At 60.7% G+C, this 17,193-nt stretch carries 17 protein-coding genes and 2 pseudogenes; 9 read left to right on the top strand and 10 right to left on the bottom strand.

Annotated elements, in window-relative coordinates; translation table 11 throughout:
- Nucleotides 1-117: 117 nt before the first annotated feature.
- Nucleotides 118-351, top strand: a complete 234-nt coding sequence (locus OCK02_RS21345; RefSeq protein WP_263814758.1) for a DUF2934 domain-containing protein — start codon at nt 118-120, stop codon at nt 349-351.
- A 162-nt stretch (nt 352-513) separates the two neighbouring features.
- Here OCK02_RS21345 and OCK02_RS21340 read toward each other — a convergent pair.
- Nucleotides 514-678: pseudogene (locus OCK02_RS21340) on the bottom strand (IS6 family transposase); the annotation flags it as partial.
- A 143-nt stretch (nt 679-821) separates the two neighbouring features.
- Here OCK02_RS21340 and OCK02_RS21335 point away from each other — a divergent pair.
- The 3 genes from OCK02_RS21335 to OCK02_RS21325 all read left to right on the top strand — a co-directional run bounded on the left by OCK02_RS21335 (nt 822) and on the right by OCK02_RS21325 (nt 3,483).
- Entirely contained in the window at nt 822-2,399 is a 1,578-nt protein-coding gene (locus tag OCK02_RS21335) for a sensor histidine kinase (RefSeq protein WP_263814757.1), read from the top strand.
- Complete coding sequence (locus tag OCK02_RS21330) at nt 2,392-3,048, top strand: response regulator transcription factor (protein ID WP_263814756.1); 657 nt, start codon at nt 2,392-2,394, stop codon at nt 3,046-3,048. The genes OCK02_RS21335 and OCK02_RS21330 overlap by 8 nt, the downstream gene beginning before the upstream one ends.
- A 66-nt stretch (nt 3,049-3,114) precedes the next feature.
- Nucleotides 3,115-3,483: a response regulator transcription factor gene (locus OCK02_RS21325; protein WP_263814755.1), complete on the top strand. Its 369-nt coding sequence runs from the start codon at nt 3,115-3,117 to the stop codon at nt 3,481-3,483.
- Between the two features lie 157 nt (nt 3,484-3,640).
- On the opposite strand, the gene OCK02_RS21320 is transcribed toward OCK02_RS21325, so the two are convergent.
- From OCK02_RS21320 to OCK02_RS21310, 3 genes and pseudogenes are all read right to left on the bottom strand, one after another.
- Entirely contained in the window at nt 3,641-3,868 is a 228-nt protein-coding gene (locus OCK02_RS21320) for a hypothetical protein (protein WP_263814754.1), read from the bottom strand.
- A 270-nt stretch (nt 3,869-4,138) separates the two neighbouring features.
- Nucleotides 4,139-4,858 carry an alpha/beta fold hydrolase gene (locus OCK02_RS21315; protein ID WP_412178882.1) on the bottom strand — a complete coding sequence of 240 codons (720 nt, stop codon included), beginning with the start codon at nt 4,856-4,858 and terminating at the stop codon, nt 4,139-4,141.
- Nucleotides 4,859-5,000: 142 nt separating this feature from the next.
- A pseudogene (locus tag OCK02_RS21310) lies at nt 5,001-5,498 on the bottom strand (Dps family protein); the annotation flags it as partial.
- A 536-nt stretch (nt 5,499-6,034) separates the two neighbouring features.
- Here OCK02_RS21310 and OCK02_RS21305 point away from each other — a divergent pair.
- Genes OCK02_RS21305 through OCK02_RS21295 form a run of 3 tightly spaced genes read left to right on the top strand, consistent with a single transcriptional unit; the run spans nt 6,035 to nt 8,684 of the window.
- On the top strand, nt 6,035-7,054 hold the full coding sequence (locus tag OCK02_RS21305) for a DUF3095 domain-containing protein (RefSeq protein WP_263814752.1): 1,020 nt from the start codon (nt 6,035-6,037) through the stop codon (nt 7,052-7,054).
- A 48-nt stretch (nt 7,055-7,102) separates the two neighbouring features.
- On the top strand, nt 7,103-7,669 hold the full coding sequence (locus OCK02_RS21300) for a TetR/AcrR family transcriptional regulator (RefSeq protein WP_263814751.1): 567 nt from the start codon (nt 7,103-7,105) through the stop codon (nt 7,667-7,669).
- Between the two features lie 46 nt (nt 7,670-7,715).
- Entirely contained in the window at nt 7,716-8,684 is a 969-nt protein-coding gene (locus OCK02_RS21295; RefSeq protein WP_263814750.1) for a quinone oxidoreductase family protein, read from the top strand.
- A 63-nt stretch (nt 8,685-8,747) separates the two neighbouring features.
- On the opposite strand, the gene OCK02_RS21290 is transcribed toward OCK02_RS21295, so the two are convergent.
- Nucleotides 8,748-10,331 (bottom strand): ABC-F family ATP-binding cassette domain-containing protein, encoded by a 1,584-nt coding sequence (locus tag OCK02_RS21290; RefSeq protein WP_263814749.1) that lies wholly within the window; start codon nt 10,329-10,331, stop codon nt 8,748-8,750.
- A 111-nt stretch (nt 10,332-10,442) separates the two neighbouring features.
- Between OCK02_RS21290 and OCK02_RS21285 the strand changes: the two genes are divergently transcribed.
- Entirely contained in the window at nt 10,443-11,090 is a 648-nt protein-coding gene (locus OCK02_RS21285) for a TetR/AcrR family transcriptional regulator (protein ID WP_263814748.1), read from the top strand.
- Between the two features lie 63 nt (nt 11,091-11,153).
- On the opposite strand, the gene OCK02_RS21280 is transcribed toward OCK02_RS21285, so the two are convergent.
- The 5 genes from OCK02_RS21280 to OCK02_RS21260 all read right to left on the bottom strand — a co-directional run bounded on the left by OCK02_RS21280 (nt 11,154) and on the right by OCK02_RS21260 (nt 15,136).
- Nucleotides 11,154-11,291 (bottom strand): hypothetical protein, encoded by a 138-nt coding sequence (locus OCK02_RS21280; RefSeq protein WP_263814747.1) that lies wholly within the window; start codon nt 11,289-11,291, stop codon nt 11,154-11,156.
- A gap of 31 nt (nt 11,292-11,322) precedes the next feature.
- A complete protein-coding gene (locus OCK02_RS21275; protein WP_263814746.1) occupies nt 11,323-11,739 on the bottom strand; it encodes an organic hydroperoxide resistance protein in 417 nt (138 codons plus the stop codon).
- A gap of 174 nt (nt 11,740-11,913) precedes the next feature.
- The gene (locus OCK02_RS21270) at nt 11,914-13,239 is read right to left on the bottom strand and encodes an ATP-binding protein (protein ID WP_263814745.1); all 1,326 of its coding nucleotides are present in this window, start codon (nt 13,237-13,239) and stop codon (nt 11,914-11,916) included.
- Nucleotides 13,236-13,976, bottom strand: coding sequence for a response regulator (locus OCK02_RS21265; protein ID WP_263814744.1), 741 nt, complete (start codon nt 13,974-13,976; stop codon nt 13,236-13,238). The genes OCK02_RS21270 and OCK02_RS21265 overlap by 4 nt, the downstream gene beginning before the upstream one ends.
- A gap of 110 nt (nt 13,977-14,086) precedes the next feature.
- Nucleotides 14,087-15,136 carry an alpha/beta fold hydrolase gene (locus OCK02_RS21260; protein ID WP_263814743.1) on the bottom strand — a complete coding sequence of 350 codons (1,050 nt, stop codon included), beginning with the start codon at nt 15,134-15,136 and terminating at the stop codon, nt 14,087-14,089.
- Nucleotides 15,137-15,374: 238 nt separating this feature from the next.
- Between OCK02_RS21260 and OCK02_RS21255 the strand changes: the two genes are divergently transcribed.
- Entirely contained in the window at nt 15,375-17,135 is a 1,761-nt protein-coding gene (locus OCK02_RS21255) for a cytochrome c biogenesis protein DipZ (protein WP_263814742.1), read from the top strand.
- Nucleotides 17,136-17,193: the final 58 nt, after the last annotated feature.

Here is a 17,193-nt window from a genome sequence, read left to right as displayed (position 1 = left end):
CGGTTCTTAGGACGAGCAAGGAGGATCAAATCGATGCCCATCACCAAGAATATGCAAGACCCGCTGTCCAAGCCCTTGGGAACCTACATTCAATCCTGAACGCGCGGCCCGGATGTTGTGGCCGATCCGACCGAACGTATCAGACTGCGTGCGTTCGAGATTTGGGAACAGGATGGTATGCCAGAAGGTCGACATGAGGAACATTGGCTGCAGGCCACCGCGCCGCACTCTCCGCCTTCAGCGCTCTCGAACCATAATTCTCGCCAGCGAGATAGAGGGTTCGCTTCCGCGCGAACTGGCATTCCAGTCCCTGGAGGCGGACCAGTGCATCAAGACCTTCGGCCGCCTTAGCAGAACGCTGCCACACACGCTGTGTAGGCCCAATCCCCTTGATCGCGACAAGGCGATGCAGCGGTACGTCGATCTCGTGCTGGATCATGGCCGTACTGGCCATACTGCTCCCATGCACTGGTCGTCGACGGTCGATGACGAGGGTACACCGCCAATTCCCGCCCGGCCGAAATTCTTTGCCAAGCATCGGATCGTCTCGTAGGAAACGATGATGCCGCGCTCCAACACCATTTCCTCGATCAGACGCAGACTCGACGGAAACCGGAAATACAGCCAGACCACATGGGCGATCACAGCGGGAGGAAACGACGGCACTTGTAGCTGAATCGACTCCTGCTCATCACCGACGATATAGCCGCAGACCTTTTAGCACCAGTTAACTTGCTCGCCCGCCGGTGTACCACACCAATGTATAGGTTAGACTACCATAGTAAGCGGGTATGCTTCTCGCGATAAGGAATGGGGGAACAATGCTCAAAGCGCCATCAATTCTTCGCTCGAGCGACACAGAACTGTGGCATAGCATTGCCTTCGGCCTGGTTTCCATACTGCTCGCTGCGGCCGTCTTTTATGTCGACACCTACACCGACATCGAGGGCGCGATTGCCGTGCTCTACGTTGTTACAGTTCTGCTCGCAGCCCAAGTCACGACCCGCAAGGGCCTTATTTTTCTTGCCGTAGCTTGCGCCGGACTCTCGCTCCTTTCCTACGCCATGACGCATGGTGACGAAGCGGACCTTCAATCGACCCTACGTCTGCTCGTCGCTCTTGCTGCGCTGGCTGTGACATCCATGTTGCTACTGAAGACAGAAACCGCGCGCCTCACATTGGTATCGACAAACGCGGCCTTGAAGGAGAGCGAGGCAAGATACCGCTCGATTTTCGATCGCACCCGGGTCGCACTCTGGGAGAGGGACTATTCCAAGTTGCGCAGACACCTGATGGATATCAGAGCGCAGGGCGTCACCGACATCAGGGCGCATGCACGCGCCAATCCAGACTTTGTCGACCATTGCATCGATCTCATCACGGTTGTTGCGGCAAATGAGGCAGCGCGGGAGATGCTTGGTCCAACCGCTTCTGCCATCGGCGTGCATCGGTCCAACATCCCTGTCAAGGAAAGGTTTGTCGACGTGCTGCAGGCAATCATTGACCGCGAGCGGGTCTTCGAAGGCAAGGTCGATGTACGCACGGACAACGGCGAGGACAAGCTGGTGCTACTGAGTATTAGCTTTCCCGAGGATCCCGCTGCCTTCAACCGCGTTGTCGTCAGCATGGTCGATATCACCCAGCGCGAAATGGCCCTGAAGGCTCTGGCCGAGGCTCAAGCCGAGCTCACGAAGGCATCAAAGGCTGCGACCGTCGGCGCAATGTCGGCATCGCTCGCCCACGAACTCAACCAGCCGCTCGGCGCGATCGTCGTGAATTCGCAGACGCTGCTACGATGGCTTGACCGCGACCCGCCGGACCTCGCTGCCGTGCGCCGTTCGGCCGAGCGAATGATCCGCGACAGTCAGCGGACGAGCGAGATAATTCAGAATACGCGTGATCTGCTTTCTCCGTCACACAGCAAGCTTGACAGTGTCAGCCTAGAAAATTTGGTGGATGAGACGATGGCGTTGATGGAGCACGAATTTCAGCGCAGCAATTCGACCGTGCTTATCGATTGGAAGGGCGATGTTCCGCCGATTTCGGCCGTAAAAATCGAACTGCAGCAGGTGTTGATCAATCTGCTTACCAATGCCATTCAGGCCATGGATGAAGCTGGTAGTCCGAAGCGGACGATTACGATTGCTGCGGAGCGCCCCGACATCGAACACGTCTCAATCACGGTGCGCGACTCTGGCCCCGGGATCACGGAAGACGCGAAGGACAAGCTATTTGCTCCGTTCTTTACGACGAAGCCGACCGGCATGGGCATGGGCCTTTCCATTTGCCGCAGCACGCTTGAGGCACGCGGGGGAAGGCTCATTGGAGCCAATCATCCAGATGGCGGGGCAATTTTCGAAGTACGCCTGCTGATAAGGCCGGAGGTAGAGCATGCCTGAAGCCCGCAACGTCCAGAAAGTGCCACCCCTGCCGGTGGTCTTCATTGTCGATGACGACCAGTCCATGCGAGAGGCCCTGACCGACCTCTTCTGCTCGATGAAATTCGACGTGGAGGCTTTCGAAAGCGTAGCGGCCCTCCTGGAAGCGGCAAACCTCAATCGCCCTGGGTGCATTCTCCTTGATGTCCGTTTGCCGGGCATCAGCGGGCTGGATTTCCAGGCGCAACTCGAGCGCACTGGCATCACGATGCCGATCGTGTTCATCACCGGGTTCGGTGACATACCGATGAGCGTGCGGGCAATGAAGGCTGGTGCCGTCGATTTTCTGACCAAGCCATTCAAGGACCAGGATATTCTCGATGCGGTTGCGATCGCGATAGAGCGCGACGCCGAGCGCCGCCGCCAGGATACACAGAGCGAAGCCGTGGCCTCGCTCGCGCGAACCCTGACGCCGCGCGAGCGCGAGGTCATGGAGGCGGTCGTCAAAGGGTTGATGAACAAACAGATCGCCTATGAGCTCGGCATCAGCGAGGTGACGGTAAAATTGCACCGCGGAAACGTGATGCGGAAGATGGGAGTGCGCTCGCTCGCCGACCTCGTGAGGAAGGCTGAACTGCTGGGAGAAGGCGCACGGCCACCTGTATCTTAGTGTGATATCTTTGAATCGGGCATGGGCACATAACCAGAATTGGATCCAGTCAGAAAGGTCAATTCATTGCCCACAGTCCCAACTATAGCCGTTGTCGACGACGACCAGGCCATCCGTGAAGCCATGGATGATCTCGTCAAGTCCTGCGGCTACGAGTGCCGGTTATTTGTCTCCGCGGAAGAGTTTCTCGCCTTTGAGCCACGTTCGGCCATCGATTGTGTACTCGTCGATGTCAAAATGCCCGGTCTCAGTGGGATCGAATTGCAGGCAGAGTTGAACAAGCAATCAGGGCGTCCACCGTTGATCTTTGTTACGTCTTACAAGGATGAAAAGACGCGCAATGCAGCGATGGCCGGAGGTGCATTTGCGTTTCTTGGCAAGCCGGTCGATACCGCGATGCTGATCGGCTTCATGCAGTCGGCTCTCACTCGATGACAGCAGGATACAACGAAAGCTGCCGAGCTCCGATCTAGCACGGCCATGGTAACGTGCATCACGACCTGGATCGCTGCGCGTGTCTGACGTTCCCTGAAGTGTTCGCGCCTGTTCGCGACGCTGCTTGCCCAGGCGAGAGGCGTCCCATCTTGCCACCTCAGAAGTCTGCTTGCGTGCAGCTGGCGACCATGTCGTGAAGTATCGCACGATCGATATAGATGCGCCCATGCTGCGGATCGAGCCCTGGATGGGAAAACTGAAGGGCCGGGTGATTCGGCATGCTCAACGCCTGCTCGAGGTTTACGATTCCCAGCGGCACGTATCCACCAGCGCCAACGGCGACGATTTCGATCAGGGTAAAAGCCGACTTCGTTTTGATCATCATCGTAGCTCGATCGTATGCGGGAATATTCAAGCACCGGAACGACCTGGAGGGCCCCGGGCACCGTCACTGTCTGCTTAGCACCATGATCAATTGCGGCCCGCCGCGGGTATGTGAGATCATCGCTCGCTAGGGCCGTGCGGTTTTCGTGATGGAAGACGCCAGGGCACGGCGGCAACTGAGTGTTGCCGCCTGAGCCGTTCGGGTGGCAGCAAGCATTTCATCGATGGCCACCGGCAACCCCTCCGGCGGCCGCCGGCTACCTGGAACTGGCTACTTAGAGACGGTGTCCGCCGCCTGTTCAATGAGGTGCGCGACGGCATCAGGATGGGAGATCATCACAACATGTGATCCACCTTTCACAACGACAGTGCCCTTAGACTTTGCGCGTTCCGCCATCCAGGCCTGCGCGGCAGGCGGGATGTTCTTGTCTGCGTCACCGTAGACGAACCACGACGGGACATTCTTCCAGGCCGGATTGCCTGCCGGTTCTTTCAGCGCGGCTTCTGTGATCGGACGTTGTTCTGCAGCCATGAGCTTGGCGGCCGGTTCAGGAACATCGGCAGCGAACTGCTCAGGGAATTTCGCCTGGTCAATGTAGAGGTCGTGACCGCCTCCGGAAAGGCTGATCGGGGCGACAAGAGTGAGGGCGAGCGAGCTTCCGGGGAGTTTGCCGCTAAGTTCGACCGCGCTTTCACCCACTTCAGGGGCGAACGCGGCGACGTAAACCAGCGCCTTGACATTGTCGTGGCCGTTCGCTGCACCGGAAATGACATGACCGCCGTAGGAATGGCCCACCAGCACGATCGGTCCCTTGATGCTCGACAGAATGGAGGAGACATAGGCTGCGTCCCCTTTGACGCTGCGCAGTGGATTTGCGGCGCCGACAACCGGATAGCCGTCGGCTTCCAGGTCCTTGATCACGCCGTTCCAGCTGCTGGAGTCTGCAAAGGCCCCATGAACGAGGACGATGGTCGGCTTCTGTCCAGCCATTACAGGACTGGAGAAGGCAATTGCTCCGGCTATCAGGGGAGCGAGGATGTTAGCAAAGAAGAACGTTCTGCGACCGAACAGGGCGTAAGGGTGATGTTTCATTTGAGAACTCCACGGGATAAGACAAAGTCGTCAGAGCTTGGCGACGGGTTGCTTCGAAGAGGAACCACTGACGTCGGTCCAGTCTTCGATCAGGCTCGTGGTGGCAAAGTCATGGTGATCGGAGGTCAGCTCATACGGCTGCCTTAGGACGAGGACGAGTTACCCATTGTCCGATCGCCGCTCGGTCAACATGTCGTCGGGCGTGATGAATTCCGCATCGTTGTGGAGCAGCCGCTGCAAGCCTGCAGCATGACCCCAGGGCGCAAAGTATCGGGCCACCTATCTTGCGGGCGCGCTCTGCAATCGCGCGCGTCATTGCGAATAGCGGGTCTGACTGTTCATCGAGCAGCAGGTGATAGTCGCGAAAATGCGGCTCCAAGAAATGCCAGTTGAAGTTCTTGGTCTTGAGATGGAGTGCGAAGACGTCAGCCAGCAAAGCTGTAAGCGCCGCCGCAATATCCTTGGTCGCCACAGCGCCGAGATCGCTCGGCGTTGCAAGCGTTAGGCCGCGTTTCCTAGCTGCAGTTCGTATGTCCATAGTCGCTCTCCTGGTCTCGGGCTGACTGATCGCGGCCAGTGTCTTTCACCCTCGACGATAGAGGCGTGTGATGGCGGCCGAAATCGCCTGCAGGTTTAGTTCGAACCAGACCTAAGTGTAGTTTCGCAAATTGGCGGACCGGCCTAGCTTCATTGTGTCGCCTCACCCCCAATGATGCGGCTCGCGAACTGACCGCTACCGGGCTTCGGCGCCGTTCCCCTCCGCCCAGCCGAAGCCACGGATCCTCCCAAGGTCAGCTTTGGCCGTCTCCGCCGCCAAGGAGACGGCCTTCTTGTTTGTGGGGGCGACTGTCAAAGGCGCCGGTAAAAGGATGCACGACATTGGCAACCCAAGCGAAACTGGCGTCGGCATTCGCTTTTGTAACCTTATGTATCAGACGACCTCGAAGGTACGCTTGCGAACAAGATCGGGTGTACCGTGACACGCCCCGGACAACTGCAACTGTTTGGTTGGGCACCAGGCGCGGGATGCATCACCGCGCGGGGAAACACATTTTGCGGTCCAGGAGCGACGCAATGTACATGACGATGAGGAAGCAACGGCAGGCCTACAGCCAGTTCGCCAGTGTTCTCGATCAATCCGCTTACGAGCCCTTGCCGGACGGGTGGCTTGTAGGGACGACTGATATCGTCGATTCGACCCGAAGCATCCGAGGTGGTCGCTATCAGGATGTAAATTTTGTCGGAGTTTCGATCATCGCCGCACTCGGCAATAGCCTCGGGACATTTGATTTCCCGTTCACGTTCGGCGGTGACGGAGCCGCGTTCGCTGTACCGGGTGAGGCTTACGAGCAGGCGTCCAACACAATGCGACAGGTCCAAGCCCTTGCCCAAAGGCAATTCGGGCTGTCGATGCGCGCCGGCCTGTTTCCGATCGGCGACATCAGGGCAAACGGTCGCGACGTGCGTATTGCCCGCTATGCAGCGTCAAGCGATGCGACCTACACGATGTTTTCCGGCGGTGGAATTCGATGGGTCGAGCACCAATTGAAGCTTGGACAAGGCCGCCCGCTGCTACCCGTTGTCAATGTCGAGGATAGTCCCGACCTGACGGGGCTCTCCTGCAACTGGAACCCGTTCGTCAACAGGAACGGAACGATTCTGTCCCTTCTGGTTGAACCGCGGAGCGAGGACAGCCCGGTATTTGTCGGCCTTGCCAAGCGCATCGTCGAGATTTTTGACGGGGAACGACGGAACTCGGTGCCTGCCCCCGAAACCGCCCCTGCTCGTCGAGGCGAGACTGAGGCGATCGATCCGATGACCTGGTCCGCGGTCGTATCGAATTCCGATTTCAGGAAATATGATGATGCCCTTCGCCTGACCGTGGACTGCTCGCTCGAACAGGTCGAGGCGGTGAAGGCCATGCTACGACTCGCCGCCAGGCGCGGCGAAGTCGCATATGGTCTTCACTGCCAGTCACATGCGATCATGACCTGCTTCGTGCCGTCTTCGGATCCGCACGGTCATCGGCATTTTCTGGATGGGTTGGACGGCGGCTATTCGAAGGCCGCGGCGATGTTGCGGGCTGCGGCATGATCGGATTCCATTCTTGACAGAACAGTCCAGAATCAATAGAAGTCGGCCATGGCACGAACGAAAGAATTCGACAGAAGTCTGGCGCTGAAGGCAGCAATTGGCGTATTCCGCGAGCACGGCTTCGAAGGCACGTCGACGGACATGCTCGTGCGGGCGATGAAGATCGGCCGGCAGAGCCTCTACGACACCTTCGGCGACAAGTGGAATCTTTATTGCCTCGCCGTGGAACGGTACTCAGTTGGAGAAACCGATGCACACATTGCTATGCTGCGCAGTGAGACGCGCGCCTTGGACGGTATTCGGGCAATGATGGAACGCGTGGTCGAAACTGCCGGGGAGACCTGTCTCGGCATCAGCTCGATCTGCGAGTTCGGCCAAAGCCGGCCGGAACTGACCGCCCTCCATCATTCCGCCAACAAGCGGCTGAAGGAAGCCACGCGCAATTGCATCCGCGAGGCCCAGGCTGCGGGCGACCTAGACGCATCCTTGTCCGCGGGAACGGTGGCGGACTTCCTCTTTGCCGGCGTTACCGGCATGCGTGTCGCCGCCCGCGGCGGGGCAAGTCGGGAACATCTGCAATCCCTCTGCCGGCTGACACTTCGTGCCATCACCTAGAAAATTTGCCTGTTTCTGGAACGAACGATCAAGAACGGAGAAGCACATGAAAGCCGTTGTCATGAACAAGGTCGGGGGAGCCGACGTAATTGAATTTGTCGATCGCCCCGAGCCCGTTGCCCCGCCGGGATACGTCGTCGTCGAGGTCGCCGCAGCCGGCGTGAACTTCATGGACATCGGCGTACGTCAGGGCATGGCGTGGACGGAAATGCCGAACCCGAAAGTTCTCGGCGTGGAGGGAGCGGGGCGCGTCAGCGCCGTTGGCGACGGCGTCGGAGACTTCGCAGTCGGCGACCGCGTGGCTTGGGTCTATGCGCCGGGCAGCTATGCCACGCATGTCTCGATCCCGGCAGCCTCGCTTGTCAGGATTCCCGATGGCATCGACGATCCCACTGCCACAGCCGTTATGATGCAGGGCCTGACCGCCAGTCACTTCGCCACCGATTTCTATCCGGTGCAGCCGGGAGACATAGCACTTGTTCATGCGGCCGCAGGCGGGGTCGGCCTGTTGTTGACGCAGATCATCAAAAAGAGAGGCGGCCACGTGATCGGACGCGTCTCGTCCGAAGACAAGGTTGCCATCGCCCGACAGGCTGGCGCGGAGCACGTCATCATCGATACGGAAGGGCATTTCGCTGAAGAGGTTCTCCGCCTCACCGGCGGCGAAGGCGTGAACGTCGTCTATGACGGCTCGGGCCCCCAGACTTTCGAGGGATCACTTGCTGCGCTGCGTCGCTCCGGCACCTTCTGCTGGTACGGGCCCGTGCTCGGCGGTCCGGAATCGTTCGACATCATGAGCCTGCCGAAGAGCATCAAGATTGGCTATGCCGTGTTCTCCGACCATATCCACACGCCGGAACTTCTTCGTACCCACACGCAGCAACTGTTCCGCTGGATACAGGACGGATCGCTCAAGGCGAACTTCGGCGGCACTTACGCTCTTGCCGACGCTGCCCGCGCCCATGCCGACATGGAAAGTCGCGCGACGACCGGAAAGTTGCTGCTGATCCCATGAAGGGAAGCCATGAGCGGCGCTCCAGAGGACAGCGGTCGTAGGCTTAGGCGAGCTGTCCACTAGCTAGCTGCCGGCCAGCTCAATGCGCCGGTCGATCCCAATTTTGGCGAGGAAGGTTTCGTCGTGGCTGACAATCAGCAGGGCCCCGTCATAGGCGAGCAGTCCCGCCTCCACCGCCTCGATGGACTTGACGTCGAGGTGATTGGTCGGTTCGTCGAGGATCAGCAGCGACGGGGGATTGATTCCGCCGAGCACGCAGGCAAGGCCGGCGCGCAGCACCTGTCCGCCGCTGAGGGCGCCGACCTGTTGACGGGCGGCATCGGCACGGAACCGGAAGCTTGCCAGCGTGGCGCGACAGGCGTTCTCACTTGCACCTGGATGGAGCCGTTTGAAGTTGTCGAGAATGGTTTGGTCACGATCAAGGATGCTGATGCTCTGGTCCAGCATCGCGAAGGGGACGCTGGCGGTCACCGTTCCTTCGAACGGCAGGATTTCCCCCGTCACCAGCTTCAGCAAGGTGGTCTTGCCAGCCCCGTTCCGGCCAGCGACGGAAAGGCGTTCCGGCCCCACGATCGAGAACGTAAGGTTGCGAATGATCGGACGTGCTGGATCGTATCCCGCCGTGACGCCGCTGAAGGACAGGACCTCCCGGCCAGCGGGCAACTCTACCGGTAGGAGGCGAACGGCAAGGGGCTGCAGGACTTCGATACGGCTTTTGGCGGCAGCAGCGGCATCGAGCGCATCAGTACGTTGACGCCCCGCAATGTGCGCGCTCTTTCCCCGTGTCGCTTCCGCATTGCTCTTTCTCCTGCCAAGCAGGATGCGAGCCATATCGCCCTTCGCGCCACTTCTGGCGCCGGCCGCGGCACGCCTGTCATGTCTTTCTGCCATGATCTGCGTCTTTTGATCGATCGCGTCGACCACATTCAGTGCATGCGCCAGATCTTGTTCGGCCGCGTCAAGCTCGACGGCTCTGATCGCCTGGTAGCTGCTCCAGTTCCCGCCATAGCGCCGGGCGCCGAGTGCGGACATTTCGACAATTGCGTCCATGTGCTCCAGCAGTTCCCGGTCATGGCTGACGACGATGGCGCCAGTGCGAAGCCCGGCCAGAAGGTCGATGACGGCCCGTCTGCCGTCGCGATCCAGATTGTTGGTGGGTTCGTCCAGCAGCAGAAAATCGGGCTCGGAGAACATCGCCGCGGCAAGCCCCGCGCGCGTGCGCTGGCCGCCGGAAAGCTGCGTCAGCAGCGTGTCCGGCGACGCCTCCAGCCCGAGCCTGGCAAGGGCGGCAAAAATCCGTTCGTCGATCGTCCAGTCCGCGTTCACCAGTTCCTCGACGCTCGCCTCAGCCGTTTGCGCCCGGCCAAGCACGGCAAGCGCTTCCCTGGCACCGAAGAGATCGGCGACGGTTTCATTCGCATCGACCTGATGCATCTGCCGGGCAAGTGCGACAGGGCCGTCTATCACAACCGCTCCAGCCGAGGGCCGTGCAAGGCCGGCGATGATGCTCAAGAGCGTGGTCTTGCCGACGCCGTTACGGCCGACAAGCCCCACGCGCTCGCGGCCGAAGGTCAGGTCCAGATCGGCAAATACCTGGGAGCCGTCAGGCTTTGTCCAGGAAAGGCCGGATAAGGAGATGGAAGACATGGGAATACTGTTGTCGCAAAAATAACGGCACGGTATCGTGTCATTAACAAGGATCGGCATCCGGTACAATGGCAGGCGCCGGAAAGCTGCACCACGGCGGACAGGGAGACCATGACTTCAACGAACAGACGCCCCAGTGGACGCCCCACGCGGCAGAACGCCGAAGCCATGACCGAGCGAATTCTCGATGGCGCCCGCTCAGTCTTCTCCTGCAAAGGTGTCGCAAACGCATCCATGGAAGAGATTGCAGCCGAGCTCGGCATTTCGAAGCATACGCTTTATCGCCGCCATCCGACCAAGCAGATACTTCTCGAAGCCGTCGTCGAACGCGATCTGGTCCGCTTTCGCCAGGTGCTCGAGGAAGCCGCAGCTCAATGCGCCGATCCTCTTGAGGCATTGCGCCACGCGGCTCTGCGATATTTTTCGTTCGGCGCCGATCGCGAGTATTCCGCCTTCTATCTCTCGGTCATCGCCGAGGCCGCCCTTTCGCGGCCGTTACGGGAAAAGCTGGCGGAGTGGTCGAATGCCGCCCTTGCGCCTCTCGTCAACGCAGTTGTCGCGGCTCAAACCGCAGGTGTCGTCGTTCCCGGGAACGCCGAGGAGATTTGCGGCATCCTTGTCGACTTGCTTGAAGGGGCGAACAATCGTGTTAGGCTCAGTCTCGCGGATCATCTCGAGGAAGCCGAATGTCTGCAACATTTTAAGCGGCGATGGGCAGTTTTCCAAGCGGCCATGGCGCCCCGTACGCAACAGACGTAAGGACAAGAGCCGTTCGTCCAATCACAACGGGCGACCACCCTGGCCGCCGCCCGTTGGCCAACTCTAGTGCCGGGAGTGGCCGGTTGCGGTCGACAGTTCGACCAGTCCGGCCAGGGGTGACGGTTCGGCAGAGAACATGTCATGGACGCATGGTGCCGCGACGATGGCGCAGACCAGCAAAGCGAGAGTGAAGCGCTTCATCGAAACCTCCATGGATGATTTCCGGTTCCAGTCAGACGAGCGTCAAGTCGACATTGATGTTGCCGCGGGTCGCCTTCGAATAGGGGCAGGTCTGATGCGCTTCCTCTACCAAAGCATGCGCCAGGGCGGCATCGATACCGGGCATGCTGACCTTCAGCCGGGCCTGGAGCAAATAGGCGCCCTCGATCGTGCCCAGATCGACCTCGGCGTCGACTGAAAGATCGGCGGGCAGCTTGACCTTGCGCTTGGCCGCGGCGATGCCGATGGCACCGATGAAGCAGGCCGACCAGCCGGCTGCAAAGAGTTGTTCCGGATTGGTGCCGGGGGCTGCACTGCCCGGAGGCGATAGCCTGACGTCGAGCCGGCCGTCGCTGCTCCTCGAGGCGCCGTCACGGCCGCCGGTGGTATGGGTCTTGCCGGTGTAGAGAACCTTGTCGATCGTGATCATTGGAACACTCCGCTGTTGTGTCGCTTGGGGTGCGACGTCGTTGACGGAGTGGTTTTTGAACCGCCGATGTATCCGGCATGTTTTCAAGAGCAAGCGAATTGTATCGCAACGTAGCGGCGCATGCCGAAGACAACATCCCACACAATCCGGCGGACTGTCGGCGCTTGTGCTTCGTCAGGGGAGCGTGACTTCCGCCGCCAGTCCGCCGCCCTCGCGGTTATAGAGACGGATCGAGCCGCCGATCGCCGTGACCAGTTGTTGCGCGATGGCAAGGCCTAGCCCGGTGCCGCCCGTCTCACGATTGCGCGATTGCTCAAGCCGGTAGAAGGGCTGCATGGCAGCGTTCAGTTGATCCTCGGGGATGCCGGGTCCGCGGTCCATGACGGTGATCGTCACAGGGCCTTCGCCAACCCGCTCGACGCTGATCTCCGCGGCGCCCGAAAATTTCAGTGCATTGTCGATGAAGTTCGACAGGATGCGGCGCAGCGCATGCGGCTTGGTCTCCATCTTGCCCGCCGCCGTGTTCACAACCGTCACGGACTTTCCCGTATCCTGGTAATCGTAGGAGATGCTCTCGACGAAGGAGGCGATATCGATGCGCGCAGTTTTCTCGACGTTGCCATGGGCGCTTCGCGCATAGGCAATGCCGTCCTGAACCAGGCGCTCGATCTCGCCGAGATCCTTGACCAACTTGTCCCTTTCCGGCGAGCCTTCGGCAAGATCAGCACGGAGCCGCATGCGGGTAATGGGTGTCTGGAGGTCATGCGAAATGGCGGCGAGGATCTGCACGCGCTCCTCGAGATAGTGCTGGATGCGTTCGCGCATCGCATTGAAGGCGCGCGCGGCATGCGCCACCTCGCTGGGGCCGGCCTCGCTCATCGGCGGCCCCTTGCGATTGGGGTCCAACGCATCTGCCGCCGAGGCGAGTTCCGCCAGCGGCCGTATCGCCTGGCGGACGGCAAACCACGTACAAAGCACAAGCAGGACCATCTGCACGATGAAGACATAAGGCAGCCATTCAGCGATCGGCATCACGCCGCGCGGCGTCACGTCCAGCGTCAGCTCGGAGCCGTCGCTCAGGGACAGGTGCGCCTGCAGCCGCTTGTCGTCGCCTGGTATAGTTTCCACCCGCAGCGGGAAACGATGTCCGACGGCCTCCTCGATTTTCCCTGCGATCTCCTTTCCCCTTCCAGACATGTCCGGTACGCCAGGAAGGCCGGGACCGAGCACGAAGCGATAATTGCCACGGCTCAGCCGGTCGAGCCAGTCCGCCCGCTCATTGGCCGGCAGGCGGTCGAGAATGGCGATCGAGGTCGCGACGTCGTTTTCGAGCGTGCCAAGCATCACCGCCTTCGCGGACATGTAGCGTTCGGTGTAGAGAACGCTGAAGGACAGGCCATAGGCGATCGCCAGTCCTGCAAAAAGGATGATGAAGAGACGTGACCGGAGAGTGCTGGGCCAGAAGCGGGCCGACCGAAACGCGTCGCCGGTGCAGCTCATTGCCGCGGCTCGGAAATCTCGACCGGCACCGAGAGGACGTAGCCTTCGCTGCGTACCGTCTTGATGTAGGTCGGCTCACGCGCGTCATCGCCGAGGCGCTGGCGCAAGCGGCTGACCATGAGATCGATGGAGCGGTCGAAGATCTCCGCATCACGCCCCTGCGTCAGATTGAGCAGCTGGTCGCGATTGAGGACCCGCTGGGGATGGTCGATGAAGACACGCAGCAGCCGGTATTCGGCGCCGCTGAGCGCGATTTCCGTACCCTCCCTGTCGAGCAGGTGGCGACCGATCGTGTCGAGTTTCCAGTCGCCGAAAGTCAGCAGTTGGCCCGCTTCCGAGATTTGCAGATTGGGCGGCAACATGCGGGTGCGACGCAACACCGCCTTTATACGGGCAAGCAGTTCGCGCGCGGCAAAGGGCTTGGGCAGGTAGTCATCGGCGCCCATTTCCAATCCGATGATCCGGTCCATCTCGTCGCTGCGTGCCGTCAGCATCAGGATCGGCGTCACCTTGTGCTTTCCTGCGCGCAGTTCGCGGCAGAGCACAAGACCGTCGTCACCGGGCATCATCACATCAAGTACGATCAGGTCGGCCGCATTGGTCTCGAGGAACCTGCGCATCTGGCGGCCGTCGGAGGCGGTGGTCGTCCTCAGACCATTCTTTGTCAGGTAGGTCGAAACGAGCTCGCGGATTTCGCGATCGTCATCGACGATCAAGATATGGTCGACATGCTCCATCTTCAGATTTCCAATTTACTGCCGAGCCGGGCCTGACGAATAACCCATTCCTCCATAGCGGCTATCCAAACCGCCGCGAAGAACAATCTTCATCGTGATTGCCGCCGACTCTAGAGGCGGACGACATCCAGGATCGCCTGGGCAAAAGCTTCGGGCGCCTCTTGCGGCAGGTTGTGACCGACGCCGCCTGAGATGGTCCGGTGCTCGTACTTGCCGGAGAACTTGGCGGCGTAGGCCGACGGCTCCGGGTGCGGAGCGCCGTTCGCGTCACCTTCGAGAGTGATCGTCGGCACTGAAATCTTCGGACCGCGAGCAAGCTTTTCCTCGTAGGCATCGAAGCGGTTTTCACCTTCGGCAAGACCCAGACGCCAGCGGTAGTTATGAACGGTGATCGCGACATGGTCGGGATTGTCCAGCGCCTTCGCCGAGCGCTCGAACGTCGCGTCGTCGAATTTCCAGTTCGGCGAGGCCGTCTGCCAGATCAGTCGTGCAAACTCCCGTGTGTTCAGTTCGTAGCCCTGCCGGCCGCGTTCGGTGGCAAAATAGAACTGGTACCACCAGGCGAGTTCCGCCTTGGGCGGCAGCGGCTTTTCGTTGGCCTTCTGGCTGCCGATCAGATAGCCGCTCACGGAAACCAGCGCCCTGCATCGTTCCGGCCACAGGGCCGCCAAGATGTCGGCGGTACGCGCACCCCAGTCGTAACCTCCGATGATCGCCTGTTCGATGCCGAGCGCGTCCATCAGGGCGATCATGTCGGCGGCAAGGGCGGATTGCTGGCCGTTGCGTGGAGCATCGGCCGACAGGAAGCGGGTCGTGCCGTAGCCGCGAAGGTAGGGAACAATCACGCGATAGCCTTGCGCTGCCAGCAGTGGCGCAACATCGACATAGCTGTGAATGTCATAGGGCCAGCCGTGGAGCAGCAGGACGACGGGAGCGTTTTGCGCGCCCGCCTCGGCATAGCCGATTTCCAGCTCTCCGGCGCGGATGGTCTTGAGGGTCTCGAAGGATGTGTGCTTCCCCACGCCCCGAGCCGGCAACTGGGCGGCAGGTGCCTTCTCTTGCGCGCCGGCGGCACCTGCAAGCCCGAATTCGACCGCGGCAACGGTCATTGCGGCGATGCCGAACAGACGTCGGCGTTGGACATTGATTGCTTCAGGCATCGCTCTCTCCGTTTCGTTCGATGACGATCAGGATAAAGCCGTTCTTGTGTATCCGGGTTATTTCGCGAGCACTCGATATTGTAACGCTTTGTAGCCTCCGGCCGACGCATACGTACCGGTACATTTCCCCCCTTTGCCGGACACATCCGACATACCTCGCCTACCTCATATGCGAACCGTCACCGGAGGGGCCGCGACCCCTTCGGATCCCGATCAAGCGGTTTCAGAGGAAACGACGATGACGCTACTCATCATTGCCTATCTCGGGGGCGCGCTGACCATCTTCAGCCCCTGCATCCTTCCCATCCTGCCCTTCGTCTTTGCCCGTGCCGGCCAGCCCTTCGCCTCGAGCACGCTGCCCATGCTGGCCGGCATGGCAATCACCTTCGCTGGCGTCGCGACCCTTGCCGCGGTCGGCGGCAGCTGGGCAATCCACGCCAACGAGTACGGGCGGATCGCAGCCCTGGTCCTGCTTTCTCTTTTCGGCCTCAGCCTGCTTTCGACCCGCATCGCGAGCTGGCTCGCGCAGCCCGCGGTCAATTTCGGCAACAGGCTGAATACCGCCGCCGGAAGCCGGACGGCACCGACTGCGGTGAGCTCGCTCGTGCTCGGAATCGCGACAGGCCTGCTATGGGCGCCCTGCGCCGGTCCAATCCTCGGCCTCGTGCTGACCGGTGCCGCGCTGAAAGGCGCCAACCTGGAAACCACGTTCCTGCTGCTCTCCTATGCCGGCGGCGCTGCCACATCGCTGGCCGTCGCCCTGCTCGTCGGCGGCAGGATGTTCCAGACGATGAAGCGCTCGTTCCATGTCAGCGAGCGCATCCGCCAGGGGGTTGGAGCCGCTGTGCTTGCGGGTGTCGCAGTCGTTGCCGCCGGGCTGGACACGGGTCTTCTCGCCCGTCTTTCCTATGCCAGCACGTCGGCTTTCGAGCAGACGGTTCTCGACCGATACAATCCCCGCGCCACCACCGAAGTGGCGAGCAACGGCCCAGCGATGGTGGCTGCGGATGCGAGTAGACCGTTCTTCAGCGACCTGCCTGTCGAAGGTGCCGCCCCCTCGCTCGAAGGTGCCGTCGAATGGCTCAACTCCGAGCCGCTCACCCACGAACAGCTCCGCGGCAAGGTCGTTCTAGTGGACTTCTGGACCTATTCTTGCATCAATTGCATTCGGACCATTCCGTACGTCCGTGCCTGGGCGGAGAAGTACGAGGATCAGGGCCTTGTCGTGATAGGTGTCCACGCCCCCGAGTTCGCGTTCGAAAAGAAGGTCGACAATGTCCGCAAGGCCATCGCCGATTTCAGGATCGGTTATCCGGTCGCGATCGACAACGACTACCGAATCTGGCGCGCCTTCGACAACAGCTACTGGCCGGCCCACTACCTGATCGATGCCAAGGGCCAGCTTCGCTACCATCATTTCGGTGAAGGCAACTATGATCAGACCGAGAAAGCGATCCAGGACCTGCTGCGCGAGGCTGGTGGCAAGATGGCATCCGAACCGACGGTTGTCCCGAACGCGAAGGGCGCGCAAGCCGCGCCCGATCTTGCCGAGATCGGTTCGGGGGAAACCTACATCGGCTACGAACGTGCATCGAATTTCGTCTCACCGCAACCGCTGCAGGCGGATGCCGTCGCCAACTACACGGTCGCCGACCCCGGCCTCAACCAATGGGGACTTTCAGGTGCCTGGTCGGTCGGCGCGGAAATGGCAGCACTCGATAAGGTCGGCGGCGCAATCGCCTACCGCTTCAGCGCGCGTGACCTGCACCTCGTCATGGGCCCCGGCGGTGAAGGCAGGCCGGTGCGCTTCCAGGTGACCATCGACGGCAAGAAACCGGGCACAAGCCACGGCGCCGATACCGACGCCGACGGAAACGGTGCAGTCACATCCACACGCCTGTACCAGCTCGTTCGCCAGGCCGGCGACGTAGAGGACCGCAATTTCGAGATTCATTTCCTGGATCCCGGCGTGGAAGCCTACGCCTTCACCTTCGGCTGAAGCGCAGGGACACTACATCGCTCAGGCTGCGTGCGCGGGCACACTCAGCCTGAGCGTT

The sequence above is a fragment of the Rhizobium sp. TRM96647 genome (assembly GCF_025780115.1).
Lineage (GTDB): Bacteria > Pseudomonadota > Alphaproteobacteria > Rhizobiales > Rhizobiaceae > Mycoplana.
Note: the sequence above shows the minus strand (reverse complement) of the source record. Positions and strands in the feature narration are given on the sequence as shown.

What these genes read in the sequence shown, in the direction of transcription:
- OCK02_RS21335 (WP_263814757.1), top strand. Translation starts at nt 822, where the DNA reads ATGCTCAAAGCGCCATCAATTCTTCGCTCGAGCGACACAGAACTGTGG.
- OCK02_RS21330 (WP_263814756.1), top strand. Translation starts at nt 2,392, where the DNA reads ATGCCTGAAGCCCGCAACGTCCAGAAAGTGCCACCCCTGCCGGTGGTC.
- OCK02_RS21320 (WP_263814754.1), bottom strand. Translation starts at nt 3,868, where the DNA reads ATGATGATCAAAACGAAGTCGGCTTTTACCCTGATCGAAATCGTCGCC.
- OCK02_RS21315 (WP_412178882.1), bottom strand. Translation starts at nt 4,858, where the DNA reads ATGGCTGGACAGAAGCCGACCATCGTCCTCGTTCATGGGGCCTTTGCA.
- OCK02_RS21305 (WP_263814752.1), top strand. Translation starts at nt 6,035, where the DNA reads ATGTACATGACGATGAGGAAGCAACGGCAGGCCTACAGCCAGTTCGCC.
- OCK02_RS21300 (WP_263814751.1), top strand. Translation starts at nt 7,103, where the DNA reads ATGGCACGAACGAAAGAATTCGACAGAAGTCTGGCGCTGAAGGCAGCA.
- OCK02_RS21295 (WP_263814750.1), top strand. Translation starts at nt 7,716, where the DNA reads ATGAAAGCCGTTGTCATGAACAAGGTCGGGGGAGCCGACGTAATTGAA.
- OCK02_RS21290 (WP_263814749.1), bottom strand. Translation starts at nt 10,331, where the DNA reads ATGTCTTCCATCTCCTTATCCGGCCTTTCCTGGACAAAGCCTGACGGC.
- OCK02_RS21285 (WP_263814748.1), top strand. Translation starts at nt 10,443, where the DNA reads ATGACTTCAACGAACAGACGCCCCAGTGGACGCCCCACGCGGCAGAAC.
- OCK02_RS21280 (WP_263814747.1), bottom strand. Translation starts at nt 11,291, where the DNA reads ATGAAGCGCTTCACTCTCGCTTTGCTGGTCTGCGCCATCGTCGCGGCA.
- OCK02_RS21275 (WP_263814746.1), bottom strand. Translation starts at nt 11,739, where the DNA reads ATGATCACGATCGACAAGGTTCTCTACACCGGCAAGACCCATACCACC.
- OCK02_RS21270 (WP_263814745.1), bottom strand. Translation starts at nt 13,239, where the DNA reads ATGAGCTGCACCGGCGACGCGTTTCGGTCGGCCCGCTTCTGGCCCAGC.
- OCK02_RS21265 (WP_263814744.1), bottom strand. Translation starts at nt 13,976, where the DNA reads ATGGAGCATGTCGACCATATCTTGATCGTCGATGACGATCGCGAAATC.
- OCK02_RS21260 (WP_263814743.1), bottom strand. Translation starts at nt 15,136, where the DNA reads ATGCCTGAAGCAATCAATGTCCAACGCCGACGTCTGTTCGGCATCGCC.
- OCK02_RS21255 (WP_263814742.1), top strand. Translation starts at nt 15,375, where the DNA reads ATGACGCTACTCATCATTGCCTATCTCGGGGGCGCGCTGACCATCTTC.